25 protein-coding genes and 1 pseudogene are annotated in these 22,691 nt (G+C 70.9%); 13 read left to right on the top strand and 13 right to left on the bottom strand.

Features of this window, described 5'->3' with window-relative positions; translation table 11 throughout:
- Position 1: 1 nt before the first annotated feature.
- Positions 2-1,000, bottom strand: coding sequence for a WD40 repeat domain-containing protein (locus OG408_RS22540; protein WP_326671617.1), 999 nt, complete (start codon positions 998-1,000; stop codon positions 2-4).
- Between the two features lie 58 nt (positions 1,001-1,058).
- On the opposite strand from OG408_RS22540, the gene OG408_RS22535 reads away from it, so the two are divergent.
- Positions 1,059-1,826 carry a GDSL-type esterase/lipase family protein gene (locus tag OG408_RS22535; RefSeq protein WP_326671615.1) on the top strand — a complete coding sequence of 256 codons (768 nt, stop codon included), beginning with the start codon at positions 1,059-1,061 and terminating at the stop codon, positions 1,824-1,826.
- Here the strand turns inward: OG408_RS22535 and OG408_RS22530 are convergent.
- The 4 genes from OG408_RS22530 to OG408_RS22515 form a co-directional block, all read right to left on the bottom strand.
- Positions 1,762-2,355 carry a helix-turn-helix domain-containing protein gene (locus tag OG408_RS22530; RefSeq protein WP_266786345.1) on the bottom strand — a complete coding sequence of 198 codons (594 nt, stop codon included), beginning with the start codon at positions 2,353-2,355 and terminating at the stop codon, positions 1,762-1,764. The genes OG408_RS22535 and OG408_RS22530 overlap by 65 nt on opposite strands.
- A gap of 68 nt (positions 2,356-2,423) precedes the next feature.
- Entirely contained in the window at positions 2,424-3,098 is a 675-nt protein-coding gene (locus OG408_RS22525) for a TetR/AcrR family transcriptional regulator (RefSeq protein WP_326671613.1), read from the bottom strand.
- 116 nt (positions 3,099-3,214) lie between these two features.
- Positions 3,215-4,237: a hypothetical protein gene (locus OG408_RS22520; RefSeq protein WP_326671611.1), complete on the bottom strand. Its 1,023-nt coding sequence runs from the start codon at positions 4,235-4,237 to the stop codon at positions 3,215-3,217.
- 112 nt (positions 4,238-4,349) lie between these two features.
- The gene (locus OG408_RS22515; RefSeq protein WP_326671609.1) at positions 4,350-4,775 is read right to left on the bottom strand and encodes a hypothetical protein; all 426 of its coding nucleotides are present in this window, start codon (positions 4,773-4,775) and stop codon (positions 4,350-4,352) included.
- A gap of 81 nt (positions 4,776-4,856) precedes the next feature.
- Between OG408_RS22515 and OG408_RS22510 the strand changes: the two genes are divergently transcribed.
- Together OG408_RS22510 and OG408_RS22505 are read left to right on the top strand one after the other, a co-directional pair.
- Entirely contained in the window at positions 4,857-5,669 is an 813-nt protein-coding gene (locus OG408_RS22510; RefSeq protein ID WP_442806059.1) for a helix-turn-helix domain-containing protein, read from the top strand.
- Positions 5,666-5,905, top strand: a complete 240-nt coding sequence (locus OG408_RS22505) for a DUF397 domain-containing protein (RefSeq protein WP_266781248.1) — start codon at positions 5,666-5,668, stop codon at positions 5,903-5,905. Before OG408_RS22510 ends, OG408_RS22505 begins: the two co-directional genes overlap by 4 nt.
- Here OG408_RS22505 and OG408_RS22500 read toward each other — a convergent pair.
- The gene (locus tag OG408_RS22500; protein WP_326671606.1) at positions 5,886-6,305 is read right to left on the bottom strand and encodes a signal peptidase I; all 420 of its coding nucleotides are present in this window, start codon (positions 6,303-6,305) and stop codon (positions 5,886-5,888) included. The genes OG408_RS22505 and OG408_RS22500 overlap by 20 nt on opposite strands.
- Positions 6,306-6,401: 96 nt before the next feature.
- Here OG408_RS22500 and hemC point away from each other — a divergent pair, with 96 nt between their 5' ends.
- Positions 6,402-7,334: a hydroxymethylbilane synthase gene (gene hemC / locus OG408_RS22495; protein WP_326671604.1), complete on the top strand. Its 933-nt coding sequence runs from the start codon at positions 6,402-6,404 to the stop codon at positions 7,332-7,334.
- Positions 7,335-7,380: 46 nt separating this feature from the next.
- The gene (locus tag OG408_RS22490; RefSeq protein ID WP_326671602.1) at positions 7,381-7,770 is read left to right on the top strand and encodes a hypothetical protein; all 390 of its coding nucleotides are present in this window, start codon (positions 7,381-7,383) and stop codon (positions 7,768-7,770) included.
- 36 nt (positions 7,771-7,806) lie between these two features.
- On the opposite strand, the gene OG408_RS22485 is transcribed toward OG408_RS22490, so the two are convergent.
- Entirely contained in the window at positions 7,807-8,157 is a 351-nt protein-coding gene (locus OG408_RS22485) for a DoxX family protein (protein WP_285569975.1), read from the bottom strand.
- Positions 8,158-8,239: 82 nt separating this feature from the next.
- Between OG408_RS22485 and OG408_RS22480 the strand changes: the two genes are divergently transcribed.
- Complete coding sequence (locus OG408_RS22480) at positions 8,240-9,121, top strand: sigma-70 family RNA polymerase sigma factor (RefSeq protein WP_326671599.1); 882 nt, start codon at positions 8,240-8,242, stop codon at positions 9,119-9,121.
- Between the two features lie 55 nt (positions 9,122-9,176).
- A pseudogene (locus tag OG408_RS22475) lies at positions 9,177-9,473 on the top strand (VOC family protein); the annotation flags it as partial.
- A 259-nt stretch (positions 9,474-9,732) separates the two neighbouring features.
- On the opposite strand, the gene OG408_RS22470 reads toward OG408_RS22475, so the two are convergent.
- Entirely contained in the window at positions 9,733-11,979 is a 2,247-nt protein-coding gene (locus OG408_RS22470; RefSeq protein WP_326671597.1) for an FG-GAP-like repeat-containing protein, read from the bottom strand.
- Between the two features lie 503 nt (positions 11,980-12,482).
- A complete protein-coding gene (locus tag OG408_RS22465) occupies positions 12,483-12,611 on the bottom strand; it encodes a hypothetical protein (protein WP_326671595.1) in 129 nt (42 codons plus the stop codon).
- Positions 12,612-12,998: 387 nt separating this feature from the next.
- On the opposite strand from OG408_RS22465, the gene OG408_RS22460 reads away from it, so the two are divergent.
- From OG408_RS22460 to OG408_RS22450, 3 genes are all read left to right on the top strand, one after another.
- Positions 12,999-13,346, top strand: a complete 348-nt coding sequence (locus OG408_RS22460) for a sigma factor-like helix-turn-helix DNA-binding protein (protein ID WP_326671593.1) — start codon at positions 12,999-13,001, stop codon at positions 13,344-13,346.
- A gap of 39 nt (positions 13,347-13,385) precedes the next feature.
- Positions 13,386-13,784, top strand: a complete 399-nt coding sequence (locus OG408_RS22455; protein ID WP_326671592.1) for a VOC family protein — start codon at positions 13,386-13,388, stop codon at positions 13,782-13,784.
- Between the two features lie 173 nt (positions 13,785-13,957).
- Positions 13,958-14,728, top strand: a complete 771-nt coding sequence (locus OG408_RS22450; protein WP_326671590.1) for an SDR family oxidoreductase — start codon at positions 13,958-13,960, stop codon at positions 14,726-14,728.
- Positions 14,729-14,748: 20 nt separating this feature from the next.
- Here the strand turns inward: OG408_RS22450 and OG408_RS22445 are convergent, their stop codons facing one another.
- Positions 14,749-15,645, bottom strand: coding sequence for a LysR family transcriptional regulator (locus tag OG408_RS22445; RefSeq protein WP_285569985.1), 897 nt, complete (start codon positions 15,643-15,645; stop codon positions 14,749-14,751).
- 175 nt (positions 15,646-15,820) lie between these two features.
- Here OG408_RS22445 and OG408_RS22440 point away from each other — a divergent pair, with 175 nt between their 5' ends.
- Positions 15,821-16,399: a dihydrofolate reductase family protein gene (locus OG408_RS22440; RefSeq protein WP_285569988.1), complete on the top strand. Its 579-nt coding sequence runs from the start codon at positions 15,821-15,823 to the stop codon at positions 16,397-16,399.
- A gap of 34 nt (positions 16,400-16,433) precedes the next feature.
- Here the strand turns inward: OG408_RS22440 and OG408_RS22435 are convergent, their stop codons facing one another.
- The gene (locus OG408_RS22435) at positions 16,434-17,621 is read right to left on the bottom strand and encodes an MFS transporter (protein ID WP_266781228.1); all 1,188 of its coding nucleotides are present in this window, start codon (positions 17,619-17,621) and stop codon (positions 16,434-16,436) included.
- Between the two features lie 99 nt (positions 17,622-17,720).
- On the opposite strand from OG408_RS22435, the gene OG408_RS22430 reads away from it, so the two are divergent.
- Positions 17,721-18,806, top strand: a complete 1,086-nt coding sequence (locus OG408_RS22430; RefSeq protein ID WP_326671586.1) for a helix-turn-helix domain-containing protein — start codon at positions 17,721-17,723, stop codon at positions 18,804-18,806.
- Positions 18,807-18,821: 15 nt separating this feature from the next.
- Here the strand turns inward: OG408_RS22430 and OG408_RS22425 are convergent, their stop codons facing one another.
- The gene (locus tag OG408_RS22425) at positions 18,822-19,910 is read right to left on the bottom strand and encodes a hypothetical protein (RefSeq protein WP_326671584.1); all 1,089 of its coding nucleotides are present in this window, start codon (positions 19,908-19,910) and stop codon (positions 18,822-18,824) included.
- A 111-nt stretch (positions 19,911-20,021) separates the two neighbouring features.
- Complete coding sequence (locus OG408_RS22420) at positions 20,022-20,927, bottom strand: endonuclease/exonuclease/phosphatase family protein (RefSeq protein WP_442806058.1); 906 nt, start codon at positions 20,925-20,927, stop codon at positions 20,022-20,024.
- Between the two features lie 393 nt (positions 20,928-21,320).
- Here OG408_RS22420 and OG408_RS22415 point away from each other — a divergent pair, with 393 nt between their 5' ends.
- Positions 21,321-22,691 carry a choice-of-anchor A family protein gene (locus tag OG408_RS22415; RefSeq protein ID WP_326671582.1) on the top strand — a complete coding sequence of 457 codons (1,371 nt, stop codon included), beginning with the start codon at positions 21,321-21,323 and terminating at the stop codon, positions 22,689-22,691.

The raw sequence follows: 22,691 nt of genomic DNA, 5'->3' as shown, positions 1-22,691 counted from the left end.
GTCAGCGCCGGCTGCGGCGCCTGCCCAGGAACAGCAGCAGCCCGATCCCGGCAAGCACGGCGACCCCGGTCAGCGTGGTGCCCTTCACCGGCACTCCGCTCCCGTCCCCGGAACCACCCGCCCCGCCGGACGACGGGGACGTGCCACCGGCCCGCGCGGGCCCGTCGTCCCCGGCCTTCTTCAGGTCCACCCGCTCGACGCTGCTCTGCTCCCCCTCGGAGCCGTACATCAGCGCCGAACCGTCCGCCGTGTACGTCACCGACTCGGCCTGCGGCAGCAGCGGGGCCTGGACCGGGTAGTCCTTGCCGAGCCTGCCGTTCGCGAACGCCCAGCCGCGCGCGCTGAAGTACGAGCGCAGCACCAGCTCCTTGCCGTCGGGCGAGAACGCCCCGTCCGTCACCCACGGCACCTCCCCGACCCGCCGGAACACGTTGTTCCCGCCGGTCGTGAGCTTCGCGGGGCCCTCGTACAGCCCGCCGCCGTCCTCGTTCTTCGACGCGATGTACACCCGGCCGGTCTTCGGGTGGACCATCAGCGCCTCGGCGTTGCGCGGGCCGTCGGCGTACGTCACGTCGAACTGCGTGGCCCGGATCACCTGGTCCCGGAGCTCCTTCGGTTCGGGGAAGCGGTAGATCCAGACGTGGTCCCAGCTGCCGTTCAGGTTGTCGCCGATGTCACCGACGTACAGGTTCCCGTCGGGTCCGAGCGAGATCGCCTCGACGTCCCGGGGCGCGCCCACACCCTTCATCGTGATCCGCGCGACGGTCTTCCCGGTGCGGGAGTCGACGGCGAAGACGTACGGCCCGTCGTCGCTGTCGTTGTGCGTCCAGTAGATCCCCGGGTGGGCGCGGCTGGCCGCCAGGCCGCTGGACTCGGTGATCCGCGGATCCTCGATCGTGAAGCTCCGGTCGGCTTCCCCGTCGTCGGCCACGGCGGGCGCGGCCGCCGCGAAGGACAGGAGCGCGGCGGCGGCGAGAACGGTCAGTCGGTACGAACGCATGGCACAAGTGTCCATCGTCACGTCGCAGGCCGGAGCCATGATCCGCCATGATGGCGCCATGCGTTTCATGTGCGTCGGCGATTCCATGACCATCGGGCGCGCCGGCGACTTCACGTGGCGCTACCGCCTGTGGCAGCACCTGGAAACCTCCTTCGACGGCCCGTACGCGATCGTCGGCCCGCGCACCGAGCTGTACGACACCGATACGGGCACGCCCGTCTCGACCGCGTACGCGGTCCCCGGCTTCCCCGCCGAAGCCCGCCGCCACCTGGCCGGCTGGGGCGAGGGCTGGCTGCACATGGCCCCCGTCATCGCGGACACGGTCGCCGCCCACCGGGCGGACGTCCTGCTCGTCTCGCTCGGCCTGATAGACCTCGGCTTCTACACGGACAGCGAGCAGACCGCGCTGAACGCCCGCGCCTTCCTCAGCGCGGCCCGCACGGCGAACCCGCACATCAGATGCGTGCTGCTCCCCGTCATACCGAACATCCGCGCCGAGTCCGACGCCCCCTTCGCCGCCGAGTGCGCCCGCTTCAACGAACTGCTCGCCAAGACGGTCGCCGACCTGGACGAGCCGATGTCCCCGCTCCTGCTCGCCTCGCGCCCGCCGGGCTACGACATCCACACGGACACGTACGACGGCACGCACCCCGGCCCGTCCGGCGAACACCGGCTCGCGGCCGCCTACGCCGACGCGATGCACCAGGCGTGGGGGCTGGGCGGTCCGTACGCACCCGCCGAACCGGCGGCGGGCCGCCCCCTCATCCCTTCCCCGTCGGCTTCGCCCGTACGTGCATCCGCTCGCCCTGCGGTCCGAACAGGCTGAGGAACTCCACCGGTTCCGGCCCGGCGGCACCCCACCAGTGCGGGGTGTGCGTGTCGAACTCGGCGACCTCTCCCGCCGTGAGCACGAGATCGTGCTCACCAAGCACCAGCCGCAGCCGCCCCGAGAGCACGTACAGCCACTCGTAGCCCTCGTGCACCCGCTGTTCGACGGGCCCCTCCGTGCCCGTCGCGCCGGGCATCACCTGCTTGTACGCGTTCACCCCGCTGAGGTGCCGGGTCAGCGGCACGAACGTCATGCCGTGCCGCTTGAACGGCCGGAACGTCACCCTCGGGTCCCCGGTGTCCGGGGCGCCGACCAGCTCGTCCAGCTGCACCCCGTACGCCTTGGCCAGCGGGAGCAGCAGTTCCAGGGTGGGTTTGCGGCCGCCGGACTCCAGCCGGGACAGCGTGCTGAGCGAGATCCCGGTCGTCTCGCTCAGCTGCGCCAGCGTCGTCCCGCGCTCGGTGCGCAGCGCGCGCAGCCGGGGCCCGACGCCGGTCAGGACGGACGTGAGCTCGTCGTCCCCCATCGCGCTGTCTTCTGTGCCTGCCTCATCCGCTGCCATGGTTCCATTTGCCAACCCGGCAAGCGGTGTTGTCAACCGGAGACGGCGTCCGCCACCCCGGCCGCCGACCCGTCCGCCGGTCCGATCATGGCCATGGACAGCCGGGTGAACTCACTGGTCAGCCAGGCGGGCGGCACCTGGCGCGGCCGGCGGCCGTGATGTGCGAGGAGCTCGTCGACGGACCGGGTCAGCACCTTCACCACGACGTCGAGGTCACCGTCGACCCCGTGACCGCGCCCCCTGGCGCGCTCGGCCTCCTGCGTCAGGAACTCCGTCCACACCGACCGCCACATCGTGAGGTGCTCGTCCATCTCCCGGCTCACCCCGAGCACCTCGACGAACGCGACCCGCGCCTCCTGCGGGTCCCGCGTGACGGCCCGGACGTAGGCGTCGAAGAGCCTGCGGACCCGCTCCTCGGTCGGACACGTATCCATGCCCTCGGCGGTCAGCTCCACCTCGGACGCCCGCATCCCGCGGGTCGCGACGTCGTCGTACAGATCGACGAGCAGGGCCTCGCGCGACGCGAACTCGCGGTAGAAGTCCCGCACTTCCACGTGCGCCGCGGCGCACAGGTCCTGGACGGAGGTATGGGCATAGCCGTACACGGCGAACAACGTGCGCCCGGCCGCCATGAGTTGTGCGCGCACCCCGCCGGGTTCCCGCGCCGCCCTCGCTCCGTTCCACAGCTCCACTGCTACATCCACCACCGGTCCTCCTCAGTCCGTCCGGCCCCCGGGCCCCCGAGTCCCCGGGCCCCCGGTCCACTCTCCTCGCTCCACCGCACCGACGGCGGAACCGCCACACCGGCGAACGGCCGTACGCTTCACCCGGCCACTCCGACGTCCTCGGCGTCCGCGGCCCGGATGGCCGCGACACGCTCACGCCAGGGCAACGGCTCGGGCGCCTTGAAGTTCTCGTCGAAGGGCGGCGGTTCCCATCTGGCCGTGTGCGCCTCCCACGCGGCCTCCCGGGAGCACGGCCCGCACACCGTCTCGTCGCCCCTGGGCCGGAAGACGTGTTCGGCACCCTCCTCCGCCGCCTGGCAGGCGATGACCTGCCTGACGGCGGGCGGGGCAGGCGGAACGGATGCGGGCGGCTCGTCGCGCAGTGGCTCCGGCATCATGCGTACGAGCCGTTTGCGCAGGAACCCGCAGGCGTACCGGACCCCGCCCTCGGGCAGCCCCCTGCTGAGCGCGTGCCGCAACTCGGCCGCGTTCACCCCGCGCCGAAGCCAGTCGGCTGCCGTCCCGGCCAGACTGCGTGCCTCGTGGACGCCGAGTCGCAGCTGAAGGTCCGCGTGCCGGAGGGAAAGCAAGACGCGCTCGGCCTCGGCGACTTGCGGATCCGTGGGTTCGGCGCCCGCAGACTTGCCGCCACACTCCGGATCTTCGGTGGGTGGGTGGGATGAGTTCTTCCCGAGTTCTTCATCCACCGGTAGGTAACCACCGACGAACCGGGCACCCGGATGGCCGACGGCCGGATTCCGCTCACTCGGCCGGACCTTCGGCGAGGCCGCCTCGCCGTCCCGGACCCGGCGGGCTTCGTCGTCGGAGAGCGGCACGTTGGAGAGGAGCTGATCGGTCACCCACAGCCCACGGTCACCCTGCCGCCGCCACTCGTGGACGAACCCGTTGGCCTTGAGCTGACTCTTGGCCTTCTGGTAGGCCCGCCCGGTGATGCCGAGCTTCTTGGCATGCTCGCTGAGGGCCTTGCCGGCCCACTTCTCGGGCAGTCCCTGCACATAGGCGATCAAGATCTTCGCGTCGCTGCCGAGGCGCGGATGCCGCACGATGTCGTGCGCGGCCTTCACGTAGCCGTGGGACGGCGAGATAGCATGACAGAGCATTCTCGGTGGACCTCTATGCAATCCATCGTGGGGTGAAGGCCCTCGGATTGGTGTTGGTAGCACCGCCGGGGGCCGCCCCATGCGCTGAGGCGCACGGAGCGTAATGACGCGATCACCGTACAGCAGGTTTCTGCTCGTCGACCACCTTGCACAGCAGCTCGAACAGCAGTTCCGCGTCTACGAACGGGACTTGCGCCGTGGGCAGCGAACGCCAGTCCAGCGGGTACGTCAGTCCGTGCAGGGCGGGCACCCCGACGAAGGCACCCCCTTCCCGCACCAACGCCTCGGCCCCGACGGGCCATCGGTACGCACGAGCACTCCCGGGCGGCAGCAGGAAGTACATGCTGCGTTCGCCGATGTGCGAGCGGACCACGGGTCCGGCAGCGAAGTCCGTGAACTGCATGACTTCGTATGCGACTTGTTCCCCCAGAACACCGATGACGCGCACGGCGTCGAAGTGAATCCCGGCGTGCCGCAGGGCGTGCCCGGTGGCGGGAATCCAGGAGGGCATCGGGTCCGGTGAATTTTTCGGTTCCATACGTAAAGCGTCGGCGCCCACACGTACGGTGACCAGGGACACAAGGCATCTGTGCACTGCTGTGTACTTGGAGGTGAGGGTGTGCACCCCAGTAGTACCGGTGGCGGGACTGCCGAGATGTTCGGGGCGTTGTTGCGGCATTACCGCGAACTGGCCGGACTCTCGCAGGAGGGGTTAGGGAGCAGGATCGGGTTCTCCAAGTCGCAGGTGGCGATGGTGGAGCGGGGGCAGCGGCCGCCGAAGGGGGATTTCGTCCCACTGGCCGATGCGGCGCTCGGTGCGAACGGTGCTCTGATCGCTGCGGCGGTGCAGTTGAAGTTCAGCAGCGTGGCCACCTGGTTCGAGCCGTTCGCCGAGGAGGAAGCCAAGGCGGTGGCGCGGTACCAGTACGAGTCCAGCACCATGCCCGGCCTGCTACAGACCGAGGCGCACGCGCACGCCCTGCACCAGGGAGTCTGCCCGCCCCTCGACGATGACGAGATCGAACGACTGGTGGCCGGGCGCCTTGCACGACAGACCCTGCTGACGCGCAAGCCGCTGCCGGACATCAGCTTCATCCTGGAAATCAGCGCGGTCACTCGCCCTATCGGCGGACGAGACGTGCACCGAGCGCAGCTTCAGCACCTTCTTGAAGTGAGCGAGTTGCGGAATGTGCACATCCAGGTGATGTCTCCCCACCGGGAGACGCACGTCGGAATGGCCGGACCCTTCGTGCTGCTGGAGACCGACGACCGGCGACGGCTGGCGTATCTGGAGGTGCAGGGACGGAACTTCGTTGTCAGTGAACAACCCCAACTGGGAGACTTGTTTGCGACGTATGGCATGCTCCGGACCCAGGCTCACGGGCTTGAAGAGTCGCGTGGGCTGATCAAGCAGATAGCAGAAGGACTATGAGCACTGACCTGAAGTGGTTCAAGAGCAGCTACAGCGCCCCGAACGGCGGCGACTGCGTAGAGGTGGCCCTCTCCTGGACCAAGTCCACGTACAGCGGCGAAGGCGGCGGCAACTGCGTAGAGGTCGCCACCTGCCCCCACACCATCCACGTCCGCGACTCCAAGGACCTCACCGTCCCCGCGCTCGCGCTCTCCCCCGCCGCCTGGTCGCGCTTCCTCACGTACGCGGCGTCGTAGCTCCTCCGGGGTGCCCCGGCCCGGTGTGATCGGATGCGTCGGGCACCTTGTAGCCGGGCACGGACGGCCAGCGGACCGTCAGCACCACGGACTCCTCCTCGGCGAACCAGGAGTGGTCGACGCCGTGCCCCCACACGACATAGTCCCCCTGCTCGGCCAGGAGCACGCTGCGTCCGGGCAGCTCCACCCGGAAACGGCCGCTGATCAGGACCAGCAGAGCGGTGCGCGCCTCGCCGGTCACCCACTGGGCCCGCTCGTCGCCCGGCGGGTGCACACCCCACTTGATCTCCACGTCCTCGCTGTGCCGAGGATCGTTGGCGTCCTTGAAGTGGCCGAGCAGCCAGCCCCGGTCCAGCGCCGCGTCCTTGCCCGCGTTTCCCACGTACACAGTGCTGTTCATGATTCCGGAACGTAGCAGGGGCCGAAGTTCCGTCCTGGGACGGGCCGCCGCTTCGATATCCGCCGGGGCCTCTTCCCCGAGGGCTATCGTGGTGATATGGCCGCTGATCTCGTTCGTATCGTGTCCCGTGATTCGCCCATGGCGCTCGCTCAGGTCGAGCGCGTACGCGCCGAGCTGGCCGCGCTGTACCCCGACGTCCGCACCGAGGTCGTCCCGGTGAAGACGACCGGCGACAAGTGGATGGGCGACCTGGCCCTGGTCGAGGGGAAGGGCGCGTTCACCAAGGAGGTCGACCAGGCGCTGCTCGCCGGTGACGCCGATCTCGCGGTGCACTGCGTCAAGGACATCCCGGCCGACCGGCCCCTGCCCGCCGGTACGACGTTCGCGGCGTTCCTCAAGCGCGACGACGTCCGGGACGCGCTCATCCACCCGGCCGGCCTCCACCTCGACCAGCTCCCGCAGGGCACCCGGATCGGCACCTCGTCCGTCCGGCGCATCGCCCAACTCGCCGCCTCCCACCCGCACCTGGACTGCGTACCGATGCGGGGCAACGCCAACCGGCGCCTGGAGAAGCTCGCCGCGGGGGAGGCCGATGCGCTGCTCCTGGCCGTATCCGGTCTGGAACGCATCGGGCGCACCGACGTGATCTCCGAGATCCTGACGCCCGAGGTGATGTGCCCGCCCATCGGTGCGGGGATCCTGGCGCTTCAGTGCCGTGAGGGCGACACCGCGCTCATCGACCTCGTGAGCGCGCTCGGGGATCCCGCCACGCACCGCGAGGCGACGGCCGAGCGCATGTTCCTGCACGTTCTCCAGGGGCACTGCAACAGCCCGATCGCCGGGTACGCGCAGGTCGAGGGGAACGGCGAACTCGCCCTGCGGGCCAAGGTCTTCACCCCGGACGGGAAGACCGTCCTGAACGCCCACGAGTGGGCCGGACGCCTCGACCCCGCCACCCTCGGCACCTCCGTCGCCGTCGCCCTGCTGCGCCAGGGCGCGCGGGACCTGATCGACGGGATCGCGCACTAGGTAATCCCTTTGCAGGGGTCAGTGACCGGAGGACCAGGAGGAACCCGTGCCGTCCCCGCAACCGCTCACCGCCGAGGAGAGGCTCGCCGACGCGAAGAAGCTGTTGAGCCTCCCTCGTATCGTCGTGGTCTGCGGCTCCACCCGCTTCATGGCCGAGATGAACGAGGCCGATCTGCGGGAGACCAAGGCCGGAAGGATTGTCGTCAAACCGGGCTGCGACATGAAGTCGCCGCACGAACTCCGGTCCGATCCCGTCGAGGCCGAGGCACTGAAGGTCCGGCTCGACGATCTGCACCGGGCGAAGATCCGGCTCGCTGACGAGGTACTCGTGGTCGGTGACTACATCGGCGACAGCACGCGGGCCGAAATCGCCTACGCCCGGTCGCTGGGCAGGCCCGTGCGGTTCACGCACCCCGAAGTCGACCCCGACGCCTGACCGGTCGTCCAGGGCGGGCCACCTGGTTCGCCCGGGTCAGAGCTTGATCGCGAAATAGGCGGTGGCGGCGACCGCGAGCAGCAGGTAGCCGCCCGGGAACGCGATGTTCCGGAAGACACGCGCGCGGACGTGGGCCAGGACCGCGCCGACGAAGAACACGGTGAGGCCGATTCCTGCCGCAAGGCCCAGCCAGGGCACCCCGAGCAGCCCGACGACGAGGCCGACGGCGCCCGCGAGTTTGAGGGTGGCCAGGTAGGGCACCGCGGCCGGCGGTACTCCGACCCCCGCGGAGTTCGCGAGTACGAAGGGTGCCCGCGCGTAGTCCGCGATCGCGATGAACGCGTTCGCGACGACGCACGCAACAGTGGCGACGGTCAGTAGGATCATGACGGTGTCATCTCCTCGGGAGGCGAGCAGGAATGGGTTGTCCGACCGTCCTGACGCCGGCCGGACCCGAAAGGTGACACCCATGCCGATCACGGTCGAGGAATTCGAGACCGCACGACCGCATCTGCTGTCGGCTGCCCACCGCATGCTCGGCTCGGCCCATGACGCCCAGGACGCCGTCCAGACGGCGTGGCTGCGGGCCATGGCCGCCCGGTCGTCACCGCCGATCGAGAACCCGTCGGCGTGGCTCACGACGGTCACCGCCAGGATCTGCCTGGACGAGCTGCGCGCCCGGCGCCGTCGTAACGAAGCGCCACTGCTCGCGGACGCCGTCCCGGCCGCGGAACTGGTCGCCGACGAGGCGGTCCTCCGCACGGAGGACGTCTCCCGGGCGCTCATGGTCCTGTTGAACCAGCTGACCCCGCCCCAGCGGGTCGCCTACGTTCTGCACGACCTGTTCTCCGTACCGTTCGACCGGATCGCTCACGTACTGGACGGGACCGTGTCCAGTGCCAAGAAGCACGCCAGCAGGGCCCGGCAACGCCTCGGCGGAACCCCGCACGCCCTGGAGCGAGAAGGCCGGGCGGACCCGGAGATCCCGGACCCGGAGATCGTCGAGGCCTTCCTGGCGGCGGCCCGGACCGGGGACACCCGCAGGATGCTCCAGTTGCTCGCGCCCGACAGCGTCCGCGACGCCGACGCCGCGCTCCTGCCTCGCGGCGCCCGCACCGTCGTCGTCGGTGCCGTCGACATCGCCACCGAGACCGTGCGCTTCCGCGACCGCATTCAGGCGGTCTGCACGCTCACCCTCGGCGACAGGCCGGTGTACGTCATCGCCCCCGGCGGCCATCCCCTCGCCACGATCGAGTTCGGCACGGCCGGTCAGCGGGTCACTAGGATCACGCTGCGGCCGGCACGGGACGGCGACCGTTTCACGGCCGCTCTGTCGTCAACAACCGCTTGACCACAACAACGGAACATCACCGGTCCCGTCCGCGCCAACGAACCGGGAAAAAGCCATGACCAGCAGATTCACCGAATTGACCGTCAACTGCCAGGATCCGGAGATACTCGCCGCCTTCTGGTGCGAAGTCCTTGGATTCAAGGTGATCGACCGGCGCGAGGACATGGTCGAGATCAGCTCCTGGGAGCCGACCGTCGAGGACATCCAGGCCCGCCAGATGCCGCTCACCCTGCATTTCGTCCGGGCGCCCGAGGCCAGGGAAGCCGGGAAGAACAGGCTTCACCTCGATGTCAGTCCCATCGACCGCAGCACCGAGGACGAGAGAAGACGGCCACGCACGTCCGGGCCCACCGGGCGGTCACCGAGATTTGGTGGCCGCCGCGGCCAACCCGGACGTACTCGACGGCAACCACCAGGCGCTAGGCCGAGACCGGGCGGCCGTTTGGGTTGGCCGCCGAGCAGTGCTGCCCTACTCCGAGCAGGAAGCCGCCCGCTTCCACGCTGTACAGAAGGCCCTGCTCCGGGCGTTCCGCCGGATGTGGGAGGAGATCGCCGAGATTACGACGCGGGCCCGATCTCTGCTGTTCGCCTCCTGGCGGCCACGTGCCATGTCAGAAGAACTGAGTGAACTCGCCGGGGGCGGGGCTCAGTGAGTTGAACGTGTCCTCGCGCTTCCCGAAGGGGGCGCGCCAGTCACCACGGCCTTTGTAGAGGAACGGGGTGTGGCCCGGCTGGTAGGCGATGAGGTCGGGAGGTCCGTCGTTCATGAAGTCGCCGATACCGATGAGGCGGGTGTACACGTTCCAGCCACCGCCGACCCTGGTGCGGGCGGCGAAGGTTCCGTCTCCCTTGCCGAGATACAGCCACAGCACGCCCGCCGAGTCGCGGGCGAGCAGATCGCCCGCCTTGGCGCCGCCCAGGTCGCCGGGAGCGACTATCTGGTTGTAGATTCCCCAGCCTCCCGTGCCGACCTTCACCCGGGGCGACAGGGGCGCCTTGGCGTTCCCGGTGCCCTTGTACAGCCACAGGACACCGGACTTGTCGGTGGCGAGGAGATCGGGCCGACCGTCGCCATTGACATCGCTGCCCGCGGCGAGCTTGTTGTAGATGCCCCAGCCGTGGCCGACCTGCTTGCGCGGCCCGAGCGGCTTGTCGGGTGTGCCGGTCCCCTCGTACAACCAGAGGGCGCCGCTCCTGTCGCGTGCCAGCACGTCCCCGTGGGCTGTACCGCCGAGGTTGCCTGGAGCCCCCAGCCAGTCATAGATGTTCCAGCCGGTTCCGATCACCGAACGCCCCGTCCAGAGCACCCCGGGGAACGGGTCGAGGACGGTGCCGTACCGGTTCAGCCGCCCCGCGGAGTCGATGCCCAGCAGGTCCGGCGTACCGTCGTCGTTGAAGTCGTGGGGCTTGGGTTTGCGGGCCACGGTGAAGGTACCGGTGGTTTCCACGGCCGGGCCGACACCGTTCAGCGGGGCGACCTTCATCCGATACGTGTAGGTGCCGTTGGGTGCGGCCACATAGCTGGTCCGCTCGTCCGCCCGAGGCTCGACATCCCCGGCCCAGTTGACAACGACGGTCGCGGGGGCCACCATTCCGCCCGATCCGACCGACCGCCCCTGACCGGACCACCGCCGCTGGGAGGCCACATGGGTCACCTCGACGTCGAGACTCACGCTGCCCCGGCTGACATTCGCACCCAGGGCGACACCGAGATTGAATGCCCCGTCTCTGTCGATCACCTTGGGGACGGTGACGCTCCGGATGGTGAGCGCCGTCGGCTCGCCGGTGCTGGCGACAAGTGTGGCTACGGGCGCGCCGTCGTCGTTGAGCGCGATCCGGTACAACCCCTCGCCGTGCTCCAGGGTCCCGCCCTGCGCCAGAAGAGTCCCGTCGGGCGAGGGAAGCAACGTCTTGGCGTAGTCCATCAGGTGGACGGTCGAGCCGGTCTTCGTGGAGCGCGCGCTGAGCGCGATCCGGGGGCTCGGGGAGGTGGCCGTGGCCCCGTCCCGGAGCGCTGACAGCACCCAGTCGTCCAGCAGATCGACGGAGAGATCGTCCTCGCCCACGTCGGTGCGCTGCACGTCCACGGACCCGCGCGCGGCGACGGACAGCGCCGCGCCCGCTCCGCTGGTGAAGTCAGCCCAGGCGATGTGTTTCTCCGAAGCGGCAACATCGCTCAGCAGCGTGGACGCGGGAAATTCACGGGATTCCAGCACGGAGCCCGTGGCGATGCTCACCAGGGCGATCCCCGGACCGGTCGGCGTTTTGTATCGGAGGAGAGCGGTGCCGGCAGGGGAGTCGCTGTCCGCGAGGACTTCCGTGGCGGAAGGGGGCAGGCCGGCAACCTTCCGGTCCGTCAGCTCGCCGTTGCTCACGGAGACCAGGTGCAGATCGGTGCCCCCCGCCGTGTTGTCGGCAGTCATGAGGAGGGTGGAGCCGAGGATCCGGTAGAACTTCTCGCTGCCGGCCAGAGAGGTCCGTGCGATGCGTACGGGTTTGCCACCGCCCGCCATGTCGTACAGGACGTAGGCGTCCCCTTCCGCGACGAGAACGGTGTCCGAGGCAGATCCGTACGCTCGGCCCGCGAGCTCTGTCGTGGCGCCGTCCGCAAGGCGCGTCCAACGGTAGCGGTACGTACCGTTCGCATCGTTGGATCCAGTGAGGAAGCCGGTCAATCCGACGCCGTAGAGCGCGGAGCCTGCCGGAATGCGGATGACGCCGTCCTGCTCCGCCCGAGCGATGACCGAGCTGCCGCCGGGCGCCGCGGCGGCAGCGGTGGCGGTCAGGTCAGCGCCTGCGGTGATCGCGAGGACGGTGATCACAGCGGCGGCGAGGCACCGTTGTGGGGTGAGCGACATCAAGGAATCCTCCGAAGGGTCGAGCGGCACGGATCCAGCACGCGCCGAACGATCAGACATACGAGGTCATGGGGAAGTTGTACAGGGCGGTGGTCCGATTGTGCGAGGGCGATGGGCCACGCCCCGCGACCAGCTCGCCGCCCATGTCGACGACATCGAACCGTACTTACTGCAGCCGTACTCGCCCGACCTGAACTCGTCCCGAAGGTGCTTCGAAGAAATGCGGGCGGCGGTGTCGGATCGGGGCGGTGGCGTTCGTAGCCAAGGAGGAGGCCACGCACCAGGCGCGGCACGCCCAGGCAAAGGACCAGCGATCATGAAGCTGACCACCATGACCCAGATCTCCATCGATGGTGTCGTGCAGAACAACGGCGCCCCCACCGGCGACCACCCGGATGGGTTCGAGCGCGGTGGATGGGCCTGGGGAAGGGCGACGACGACACCAGGGCATTCATTGCGGAGACCTACCAGCGGGCCGAGGCGTTCCCGTTCGGCCGGCGCACCTACGAGTTGTTCGCCGGCTCCTGGGGATCGATCGACCAGATGCGCGCCCACCCCATCGGGACGGCCTTGGGCCAGACCCCCAAGTACGTCGCCTCGACCACGCTCACTGATCCCCGCTGGGAGGACACGACCGTTCTCCGCGGTGACCTCGTGGCAGGGGTCTGGGGGTGGGAGGCGCGCCCATCTGGACGTCGCGCTCAGGCTCGCCTCCGAGGAGTCGAAGGTCTGTAACCGCAAGGTCGAGGTGCGGCCGTTCCGGTGAGTGGGGTCGAGGAGGCGATCGCCCGGGCCCACCACGAGGTGTGGGCCCGGCTGGTCTCCGTCCTGGCCAGGCGCTTCGGTGACCTCGGCATTGCCGAGGAGGCGGCGAGGCGTTCGCGACCGCCGTCGAGCGCTGGCCGGCCGACGGCGTACCGCCCAACCCCGGCGCCTGGCTGACCACCACCGCCGGCCGTTAGGCCTTCGACTGGATCCGGCGCGAGAGCAAGCGCGACGACAAGCACCGGGAGGCTCGGATGACACACGACGACGACCCGCCCGAGACCGCTGCCGTCATCGAGGACGACCGGCTGCGGTTGATCTTCACCTGCTGCCATCCGGCATTGGCGATGCAGTCCCGCCTGGCGCTGACACTGCGCATGGTCGGCGGTCTGACCGTGCTCGAGATCGCCCGTGCCTTCCTGGTCACCGAGACCGCCATGGGGCGGCGGATCACCCGCGCGAAGGCCAAGATCAAGGCGGCGCGCATCCCCTATCGCGTGCCCTCCGCCGAGGGTCTGCCGGCGCGTGTGTCCGGTGTGCTCGCCGTGCTGTACCTGATGTTCGTCGTCAACTACCGCTTGAACCGCGACAACGGGACGTAGCCGGTCCCGTCTTCCGCGCCAACGAACCGGGAAAGAGCCATGACCAGCAGATTCACCGAGCTGACCATTGACTGCCACGATCCGGGGATACTCGCCGCCTTCTGGTGCGAGGTCCTTGGATTCCAGGTGATCGACCGGAGCGAGGACAAGGTCGAGATCAGCTCCTGGGAGCCGACCATCGAGGACATCCAGGCCCGCCAGATGCCGCCCACCCTGCATTTCATCCGGGTTCCCGAGACCAAGAAAGCCGGGAAGAACAGGCTTCACCTCGATGTCAGTCCCATCGACCGCAGCACCGAGGACGAGGTGGCCAGGCTCCTCGGCCTCGGCGCCACGACCACGGATGTGGGCCAGGGCCCCGGCCGCAGCTGGGTGGTCATGGCAGACCCCGAGGGAAACGAGTTCTGCGTCGTGCGCACGCTGGCACCGAAGAAATAGCGCACCCACCCCTCGCTGACGGTATAGGGATTCCCTATACCCCCTGCTGAAAATTCGTCTTTGCCCCCCTTCTTTTCCGAACGTACCGTGAAACAGCTCGACCAGGAGCCCGCCCGAATATGGGGCCCTTTTCCGTCGGGCGGATATTCACGCAGTCGAAAGGAACCGGTGGCATGACCACAATCGGAATCGAATCGGGAACGCGTGAACTCGCGGGAAAGCGGGCCCTGGTCACAGGTGGTTCCCGCGGCATCGGGGCGGCCGTCGTGCGCCGGCTCCTCGATGCGGGTGCCCAGGTGCTCACGACCGCCAGGTCGGCGACGGACACGGTGCCGGAGGGGGCCTCCTTCGTGGCGGCGGACGTCCGGACGCGGGCCGGTGCGGAGGCGCTCGCCGTGAGCGTTCAGGACGTGCTCGGCGGGGTGGACGTCATCGTGCACAACGCGGGTGGGGCGCAGCCGTACCCGGGCTCTGCGGCCATTCCCGACGAGGCGTGGCAGGAGGCGCTGGAGCTGAACTTCCTGGCGTCGGTACGGCTCGACGCGCTGCTGGTGCCGGAGATGCGGGAACGCCGTTCGGGGGCGATCGTGCACATCTCCTCGGCCGCGGTGCCGGCCACTCCCCCGCCGTTCCTGCACTACACGGCCGCGAAGGCCGCGCTGGAGAACTACAGCCGGGGGCTGGCATCAGAGCTGGCTCCGTCGGGAATCCGGGTCAACACCGTGACCCCGGGCCGTGTCGCCACCCCGGGCGGCGAGGCGACGCGGGAGCAGTGGGCCCGGCTGGACCCCGCGCAGAGCCAGGAGGTCACCGCCGTGCCGCTGGGGCGCGACGGCCGGCCCGACGACATCGCCCAGGCGGTGCTGTTCCTCGTGTCCGACCGGGCGAGCTGGGTGACCGGAAGTGATCTCGTGGTGGACGGTGGTGAGTTCCCCCGGGGCTGAGGCCCTCACCGTCGCCGCCGTCAGGACACCGGTGAGACGGGCTCGGGCTCGGACCACGCCGCCGCACGCAGGAGTTCGAGCAGGGCCGTCTCCGCCGGGCCCGCGCCCTGCCGGACCACCGCGATCACGGGCTGGGACACGGCCGGGAGCACCGGACGGACGAGCTGCTCGTAGCCCTCGGGCACGGCGGAGGCCGGGACCAGGGTCACTCCCAGCCCGTGGGCGGCCCAGCGCACGGCCGTCGCCGTCTGGGACACGCGGGCGGCCGTGGCCGGGGTCAGTCCGTTGTCGCGCGCCACGCTCAGCAGCACCCCGTCCAGTGCGCTGTCGCGGTCGAACCTCACCCACGACTCGCCCTCCAGCGCGTCCAGCCCGACCCGGTCCGCGGCGAGCAGCCGGTGCCCGGCGCCCAGCACCACGACGAACTCCTCGTCGCCGAGGTGGTGGGCGTCGGCGGGGCTCCGCTCGCACGCCGCCATCAGCGCGAGGTCCAGCACGCCCCGCCGGCACAGCCGCTCCAGCTCCGCGGAGCTCGGCTCCTCGAAGACGGTGACCTCCAGCCGCGGGTAGCGGCGCCGCAGTGTGCTCAGCGCACCCGGCAACTGCCGCGTGCCGAAGCCCATCTGCGCCGCGACCACCAGCTCACCCACCACGTCGTCCGCGCCGGCCCGCGCCGTCGCCCGCGCCCGCCGCGAGGCGCTCACCGCGACCTCCGCCTCCCGCAGGAACGCGCGGCCGACGACGGTGGGCACCAGCCCGGTCGGCGTACGGGCGAACAGCTGCACGCCGAGTTCCCGCTCCAGGCCGCGGATCTGCTGGGACACCGACGGCTGCGCGACGCGCAGCAGCTCCGCCGCCGCCGTCACCGAGCCCTCCTCGGCAACGGCCAGGGCGTACTCGTACTGCCGGAGGCTCATCGGCTCCCGTCCCATCGACGTCGGTCATCGGCGTTGGTCATCGTGCCGACAACGCGTACGGCGGCACCTTTACTCCTGCGGAGCGCGACGCGCCGATCGATGAGTTTCGGTGCGGCCACCGGTCTGTACGTGTATATCCGCACCTATCTGACCCACCGCAGTCGAGGAGCGCATCATGACCGTCGCCTACACCTTCGACATCTTCTCCAGCCTCGACGGCTACGGCGCCGCCGGCGGCGACTGGACCGGCTACTGGGGCAAGCAGGGCCCCGAGCTCCTCGACCACCGCCTCGCGCTGTACGCCGAGGAGCAGCGGATGGTCCTCGGGGCCCACACGTACCGCGCGTTCGCGGAGATGCTGGCGTCGAGCACCGCGGACTCCGATGTGCGTGACCCGTGGGTCACCCGGATGCGGAGCCTCCCGGCCACCGTGGTGTCGACCACGCTGGAGGAGCCCCTCGACTGGCCGGACGCGCAGGTCGTGAGCGGCGACGCCGTCGATGTCGTCGCCCGGCTCAAGGAGGAGTCCCCGGTGCCGTTGCGCTCGCACGGCAGCCTGTCGATGAACCGGGCCCTGATGGCCGCCGGTCTGGTGGACCGCGTCCAGGTGACGCTCTTCCCCGTGATCACCGGCCGGACCGGTCTGGAGCCGATCTTCCGGGGCGCGGCCGACTTCGACCTCGAACTCATCGAGCAGCGGACCCTCGACGGCAGCATCCAGGAGCTCGTCTACCGTCCCGCCCTGCACGCCTGAGCCCTTGCCGGGCACGCGGTCCGCCCGTCACGCCTCAGTCCGTCCGTACGGCGGCCGCGGAGACGAGCGTCGCTCCGGCCAGGCTGCCCCAGAGGGCTGCCGGGCCGTGGGGTGCGAGAGCGGTGATGACCGCCGGGGAGACGGCGAGGCCGAGGCCCGTGGAGAGCTGGAAGCGGGCCAGGGTGCGTCCCAGGGCGTGGGCCGGGGCGAGGACGGTGACGAGCGCGGTGGCGCTGCCCGCGTAGATGATCTCGCCGAGCGTGCACACCACGGACACCGCGGCGACTGCCGGGGCACCCCAGCCGTCCCCCAGCGAGGTCGCCGCAAGGAAGCCCAGGTAGGACGCGGTGAGGACGACGCCGGCGAGGGACAGCACGGTCCGCCGGGGGAAGCGGGACGTCAGGACGGTGACCGGGACCTGGAGGGTGACCACCAGGACCGTGTTCGCCACGAAGATGACCGCCGACCAGGCCGGGGAGGCGTCCAGCTGGGTCACCAGGACCAGCGGGAGCGCGATCTCGGGAACGTTGAGGCAGAAGACGTAGACCACGTTGGCGGCCAGCAGCGTACGCATCCGGGGTGCGGGCCCGTCGTCCCCGTCCGCGGCCGGGGCGGCGCCGGGACGTGCCCGGAGGCGGACCGACCACGCCAGGGCCGCCGCCGCGAGATAGGCGAGCCCGGTGACGGCGGCCAGCGCCTGCAGTGCGGCGGCGCCGCCCGCCAGGCAGGCCAGGGCGACGAGCGCGCCCACGCCCATGCCGGCGTTGCGCAGGGCGCGGCCTCCCGCGAGAGCGACGTCGCGTTCCCTGCCGCGGGCGATCGTGGCGACGAGGGCCGCGTGGGCGGCGGGGAACGCCTGGTTGCCGATACCGAGGAAGAGGGCCGCCGTCGCGAACAGCCAGGCGTTTCCCGCCGGGGTGACCAGCAGCAGCACCACGCCCAGCACCCGGACCAGCATCGACGCCGCCACGACCGTGCTGCGTGCGCCCCGGTCCAGCCACCGGCCCACCCCGGGCGTGCACGCCAGGCCCACGACGACGCCCGCCGTCATGGCGATGCCGGTGACCGGCGCGGACAGCCGCAGCACGGTCACTCCGTAGAGCAGCAGAAAGGGACGCAGCAGGCCGGTCCCGAGCGCGTCCACGGCCAGGGCGACGACATAGCGGCGGCCTCCGGAGGCCCGGACGAGCACGTGCGGCCGGATCTTGGTGGTGGTTGGCATGGGGCAACGGTGCGTCCGGCCGCCGGGGCGGGCCGCGTCGGTTGACGGTGTCCGTCAACCCATGACGCCGTCGGCCGGGCGGTCGGTGATGATGGCGGGGTGACGTTGAGGATCGACATCGGCGGCCTGCCGACCGGGCGACTGCGGTTCACCGCCTCCCCGTTGGCCGAGCTGACCGCGATGCTGCACGTGCTGGCCGCACCCGCACATCATCCGCGGCTGGCCGGCTGGGCCGCGGACGTCCGGGCGCGGCTGCGGCCCGAGCTGGCCGAGCGGCTGGGGGAGGCGGAGTTCCTCTGGCGTTCCTCGCAGGCCGACTTCCTCGTCCCGTCCAGGCCCGGGCCCACCCTCGCCGAGGAGCTGGACGGCGTGGACCGGATCGGCGACGAACGGTACGTGACGGCCGCGCTCGTCACCGCGTGCGGCAGCAACCGGGTCCACTTCGGCACACCGTCGCCCCTGACCGACGCGACCGCGCGCGAGCGGGCCCTCGACCTGGCCCAGTCCCGCGGCGCACAGCAGGAGGCCTTCGCGGAACGGCTGCTGGCCGATCCGGCCTCGGTGCGGGCGCGTGTGCGCCGCACCCTCGAAATGTGCGCCGAGGCGTTCTTCGACGCCGCCTGGGCGGGGATCGCCGCGCAGCTCGCCGCCGATCTGCGGGTCAAGAACGACCTGCTGAGGCGCAAGGGCATCGGGGCAGCCCTCGCGGCCGTCTCCGGCTCGGTCACCCTGGCACCGGACGGCGACAGCATCGTCGTGGACAAGCTGCAGGACAAGGCGACCACCGCTCACGGCACGGGCGTCACGTTCATCCCCAGCGTCTTCGGCAGCCCGCACCTGGTGGCGGTCCACGCACCCGGGTGGCAGCCGGTGGTGCAGTACCCCGTGGCCGAGCCCGGTCCGTCCGAGCCGGTGTCGCTGGAGACGGTGACGCTGCGGCTGGCGGCACTCGCGCACCCGGTCCGGCTGCGGCTGCTGCGCACCCTGGCCCGCGGCCCCCACACCACCCGCGAGCTGGCCCACACCTGGGGACTCTCACCCCCGGAGGTCTCCCGCCACCTTGCCGCCCTGCGCCGCGCGGGCCTGCTCACGGCACAACGGGACGGCCGCTACGTCCGCTACACCCTCGACCTGTCCGCCCTGACGGAGCTGGGCACCGACCTGCTCACGGCCGTACTGCGCTGAAGGGCGGGTCACCGGTCACAGCCGGCCGGCGACTCCGCACTTCCTTTCCGCGCCCTGCGGCAGGAGTTCGTCCATCGTCGTGTCGCGGTCGTACGGATCGGCCTCGGCACCCTCCCCGGAGCCGCCGGTGACGCGTTCGGCGGCGAACTCGGGGAGGTAGTAACCGGTGTGGTTGTCGCAGCCGCCGTTGGCGGTGTGCGAGCGGTAGGAGACGACGGTGAACGTCCCCGGTTCGGTGATCACCTTCGCCGGGTCGTCCCAGCCCATCACGATCTCGCGGCGCACGATGGTGCGCGTGACCTCGTCGCTCCCCCCGGCGGCCCGCACGACCGGATAGACGAAGGTGACATCGGCGGTCACCTCGACCGCGCCTCGCCTGCCTTCGCGGTACGTGATGCTGCCGCGGGCCTTCACCACGTCCCCGACGACACGCGCCTTCGACGGTGCGAAGCGGCTGAACATCCGCAGCGGATCGTTCCTGCGGCTCGGTGCGGTGAGTGCGGCGGCCAGGTACTGCTGGACGTCCTCCTGCTCGGGGTTGATCAGTGCGATCGCCTCGTCGGGGCGTTCCCCGCGCAGCACCCCGGGGTCGAGGTTGGACTCGGTCATGAAGTCCCGGGACCGTTCGAGCGCCCGGGCGACCTGCGCCTTGCTCATCCAGCCCGTGGCCCGCGCCTCGGGCAGGGTGAGCGCGGCCGGCCCGTCCTCCCAGTCGGTGGCGGGAGAGCCCCTGAACGGATCGTCGGGCGTGGGCACTTCGTCCGCGGACCGGCTCCCCGGCGCGGTGGTGATGACCGCGGTGACCTCACCGTCCCCGCCCCCGTCCCCGCCGAACCAGCCGGTCACCCGTCCGGGATCCAGCGCCACGACGAGCAGGGCGACGGCCACGAGGAACCCGACGACGTACCGGACCCGGCCGGCCGGCCGCACCGGCGGCTGATGCGTACGCCACCCCTCCGGCGGACCGGACCGCTCCTCCAGCCGGTTCCCCACCATCCGGGCCCGCGCCGACGGCTCCTCGGGCGCGCCGGGAGTCCCCGCCTCCGCGTCCCGCAGGAAGCGCTCCCACTCCTCGTCCGGTATGGACGACCCGTCCTCGCTCACACTGCCCCCCCTGTGACGCACCCGGCCTCACCCCGGGGCCGGGCAATGATCCGTGCATCATCACACAGACCCAACTGCCGTCCTCCTGACGGCCGGCGGCCTGCCGGGCGCTCAGCCCAGCGTGATCCGGGCCGTGATCGGCAGATGGTCACTGCCCGTGGCCGGAAGGGTGTGGATACGGCCGACCGTCGCCGAGCGGGCCAGGATCTGGTCGATCCGGGCCAGCGGGAAGGACGCGGGGAAGCTGAACGCGAAACCGCGTTCCGACACGTTCAGCTGAGAGGTGAGCGGGTTCAGGCCGCGGTCGTCCACCGTGCTGTTCAGGTCGCCCAGCACGATCACCTTGGCGACCGTCTCGGCGGCCACGGCCCGGCCCAGCAGATGGGCGCTCTCGTCCCGCCAGGAGGAGGCGAAGCCTCGCGCTCCCAGCCGGATCGACGGCAAGTGGGCCACGTAGGCGGCGACTTCGCCGCGCGGGGTGTGGACCACGGTGCGCAGACCGCGGCTCCAGCCCCCCTCGATCCCCCTGGGCCTGATGTCCACCACGCGCGTACCGGACAGCGGGTGCTTCGACCAGATCCCGACGGTTCCCCGGACCTCGTGGAAGCGGTACTCCGGGGCGAGCGCCTTCTCGTACGCCGGAAGCGCCGCCGGGACCAGTTCCTCCAGCGCGATGAGGTCGGGTCCGGCCGCGGCCAGGGTACGGGCCGTGCCCGCCGGGTCCGTGTTCACATCGCTCACGTTGTGCTGCACCACGACCAGGTCGCCCTCGGCGGGCCCCGGCCCGGCGAGGAACAGCCCGCCGAACGCGTACGCCCAGGCCGCCACCGGCAGCAGCAGCGCCAGCAGGGCGGTGAACGAGCGGCGCAGCAGGGCCAGGACGAGCAGGGGGACGACGGCCAGGCCCAGCCAGGGCAGGAACGCCTCCAGCAGACTGCCCAAGTGGCCGGGCCGGTTCGGCAGCACCCGGGGGAACGCGAGCAGCAGCGCCGTCAGCGCCGCGACCGCGGCAAGCACCCGTCCCCGTGTCCAGGCCGACCCGGTCCGCGCCCACCGCGCCGCCCGCCGTCCCGGCACACGCGACCCCGCGCCGTCCGTCACCGGAGTCGCGCCACCGCCCGACCGATCCGCCCGGTCGGCCCGGCCCACCTGGTCCGCCTGGTCCACCCGGCCCATCCGATCCACCCCGCTCCCTCGATCCCGCGCCTCGCTCATCAGGAGGACGAGCGGACCGGGTGAATCAGTTTCACCGGCCATCCGGTTCGGGACGGACCCGGGGTGACGTGACGGAGTGCGCGCCGTGCCCCGGCAAGCGGCCGCCCGCCAGTGGAAGGAGTGCGGCCGCCGTGCGAGTGACCCTGCGGCCTCGCCGTTCCTCGGGGCACGACCATCACATTTACGTTCCCCGGCATGAAACGCACCCGTCTCACCGGCGCCGCGACCGTCTGCGTCCTCTGCCTGGCCTTCGCCGCTCCCGCAGCCGCCGACTACTCGGGCAATCCGCTGGCCGGCTCCAACGGCTTCGGGGTCCTCGTCCAGGACGATGCCACGCTGGGCAGCACCGAGACCGAGGGCTCCGTGGCCATCGGGGGGAACCTCACCTACGGGCCCGGGTACAACGTCGCCCTGCACACCCCCGGCACGTTCACCGCGCCCGGTGACGCCCGGCCGACGGCCCTGCTCGTGAAGGGCCGGGCCGACCACGCCGCGAGTTCGCCGCAGGGCGTGCTGAAGGTCCTCAGCGACGGCTACGTGAAGATCGGCGACCGGACCGGCTCGTCCGTCGTGGACGCGGACACCAACGGTGCCGACGTCAACACCCAGGTCGTCGCCGAGGGCGCGGGCCACAACTCGACCCCGCGCATCGAGACGACGGTCCGCCAGCCGGTCCTCTCGGTCCTCGACACCGACGGACTCCCCGATCTGGACGCCCTGTTCGCGCAGTTCCGGGACCGTTCGGACGCGATCGACACGTGCGACACCAACGTCGTCCTGCGCGACGACACCGGCACCCCGCTCCCCGACCAGACCGGCTACCCGGCCGGGACCAACGCCTACGTCACCCTCACCGAGGGGCGGACGAACGTCCTCCGGCTCACCGGTGAGCAGCTGAACAACCTCGCCGAGATCACCTTCGACACCCCGCCCACCGCGACCACGCCCTTCGTGGTCGACGTCGACACCACCGGGACCGGCGGGACGTACACCTGGCACATGCCGACCCTCGCCGGAGTGTCGGGCGCCCAGGCCCCGTACATGCTCTGGAACTTCCCCGACGCCACCGACATCACCATGGCGGACGGCGACTCGCTGGAGGGCACGGTCTACGCGCCCCGCGCCCACCTCACCGACATCGACGCCTCCAACATCGAGGGCACGATCGTGGCCCGGCAGCTGACGGCCGGCCCGCTCACCGAGGGCGGTGCCACGTCCGTGAACGCGGGCGAGATCCACGAGTTCCCATTCGCCGCCGACATCGAGTGCGACGACGACGCGTCCCCCTCTCCGTCGCCGTCCCCGACGACGGAGGAGCCGACACCCACCCCGACACCGACGCCGACGCCGACCGACGGGACGACGACCCCGACACCGGCCCCGACGCACACGCACTCCCGGCCCACCCCGCCGCACGGCGGCGACGGAGAGCACCACCACCGGCCTCCGGGCGGCGGGCTCGCCGACACCGGGGCGTCCACCACGCTCTACGCCGCGAGCGGCGCACTCCTGCTCGTCGCCGCCGGTGTGTTCCTGCAAGGACGCCGCCGCCGGCCGCGCCACTGA

The organism is Streptomyces sp. NBC_01257, assembly GCF_035917255.1.
In the GTDB taxonomy this organism is placed as follows: domain Bacteria; phylum Actinomycetota; class Actinomycetes; order Streptomycetales; family Streptomycetaceae; genus Streptomyces.
This window is presented reverse-complemented; position numbering and strand designations above follow the sequence as displayed.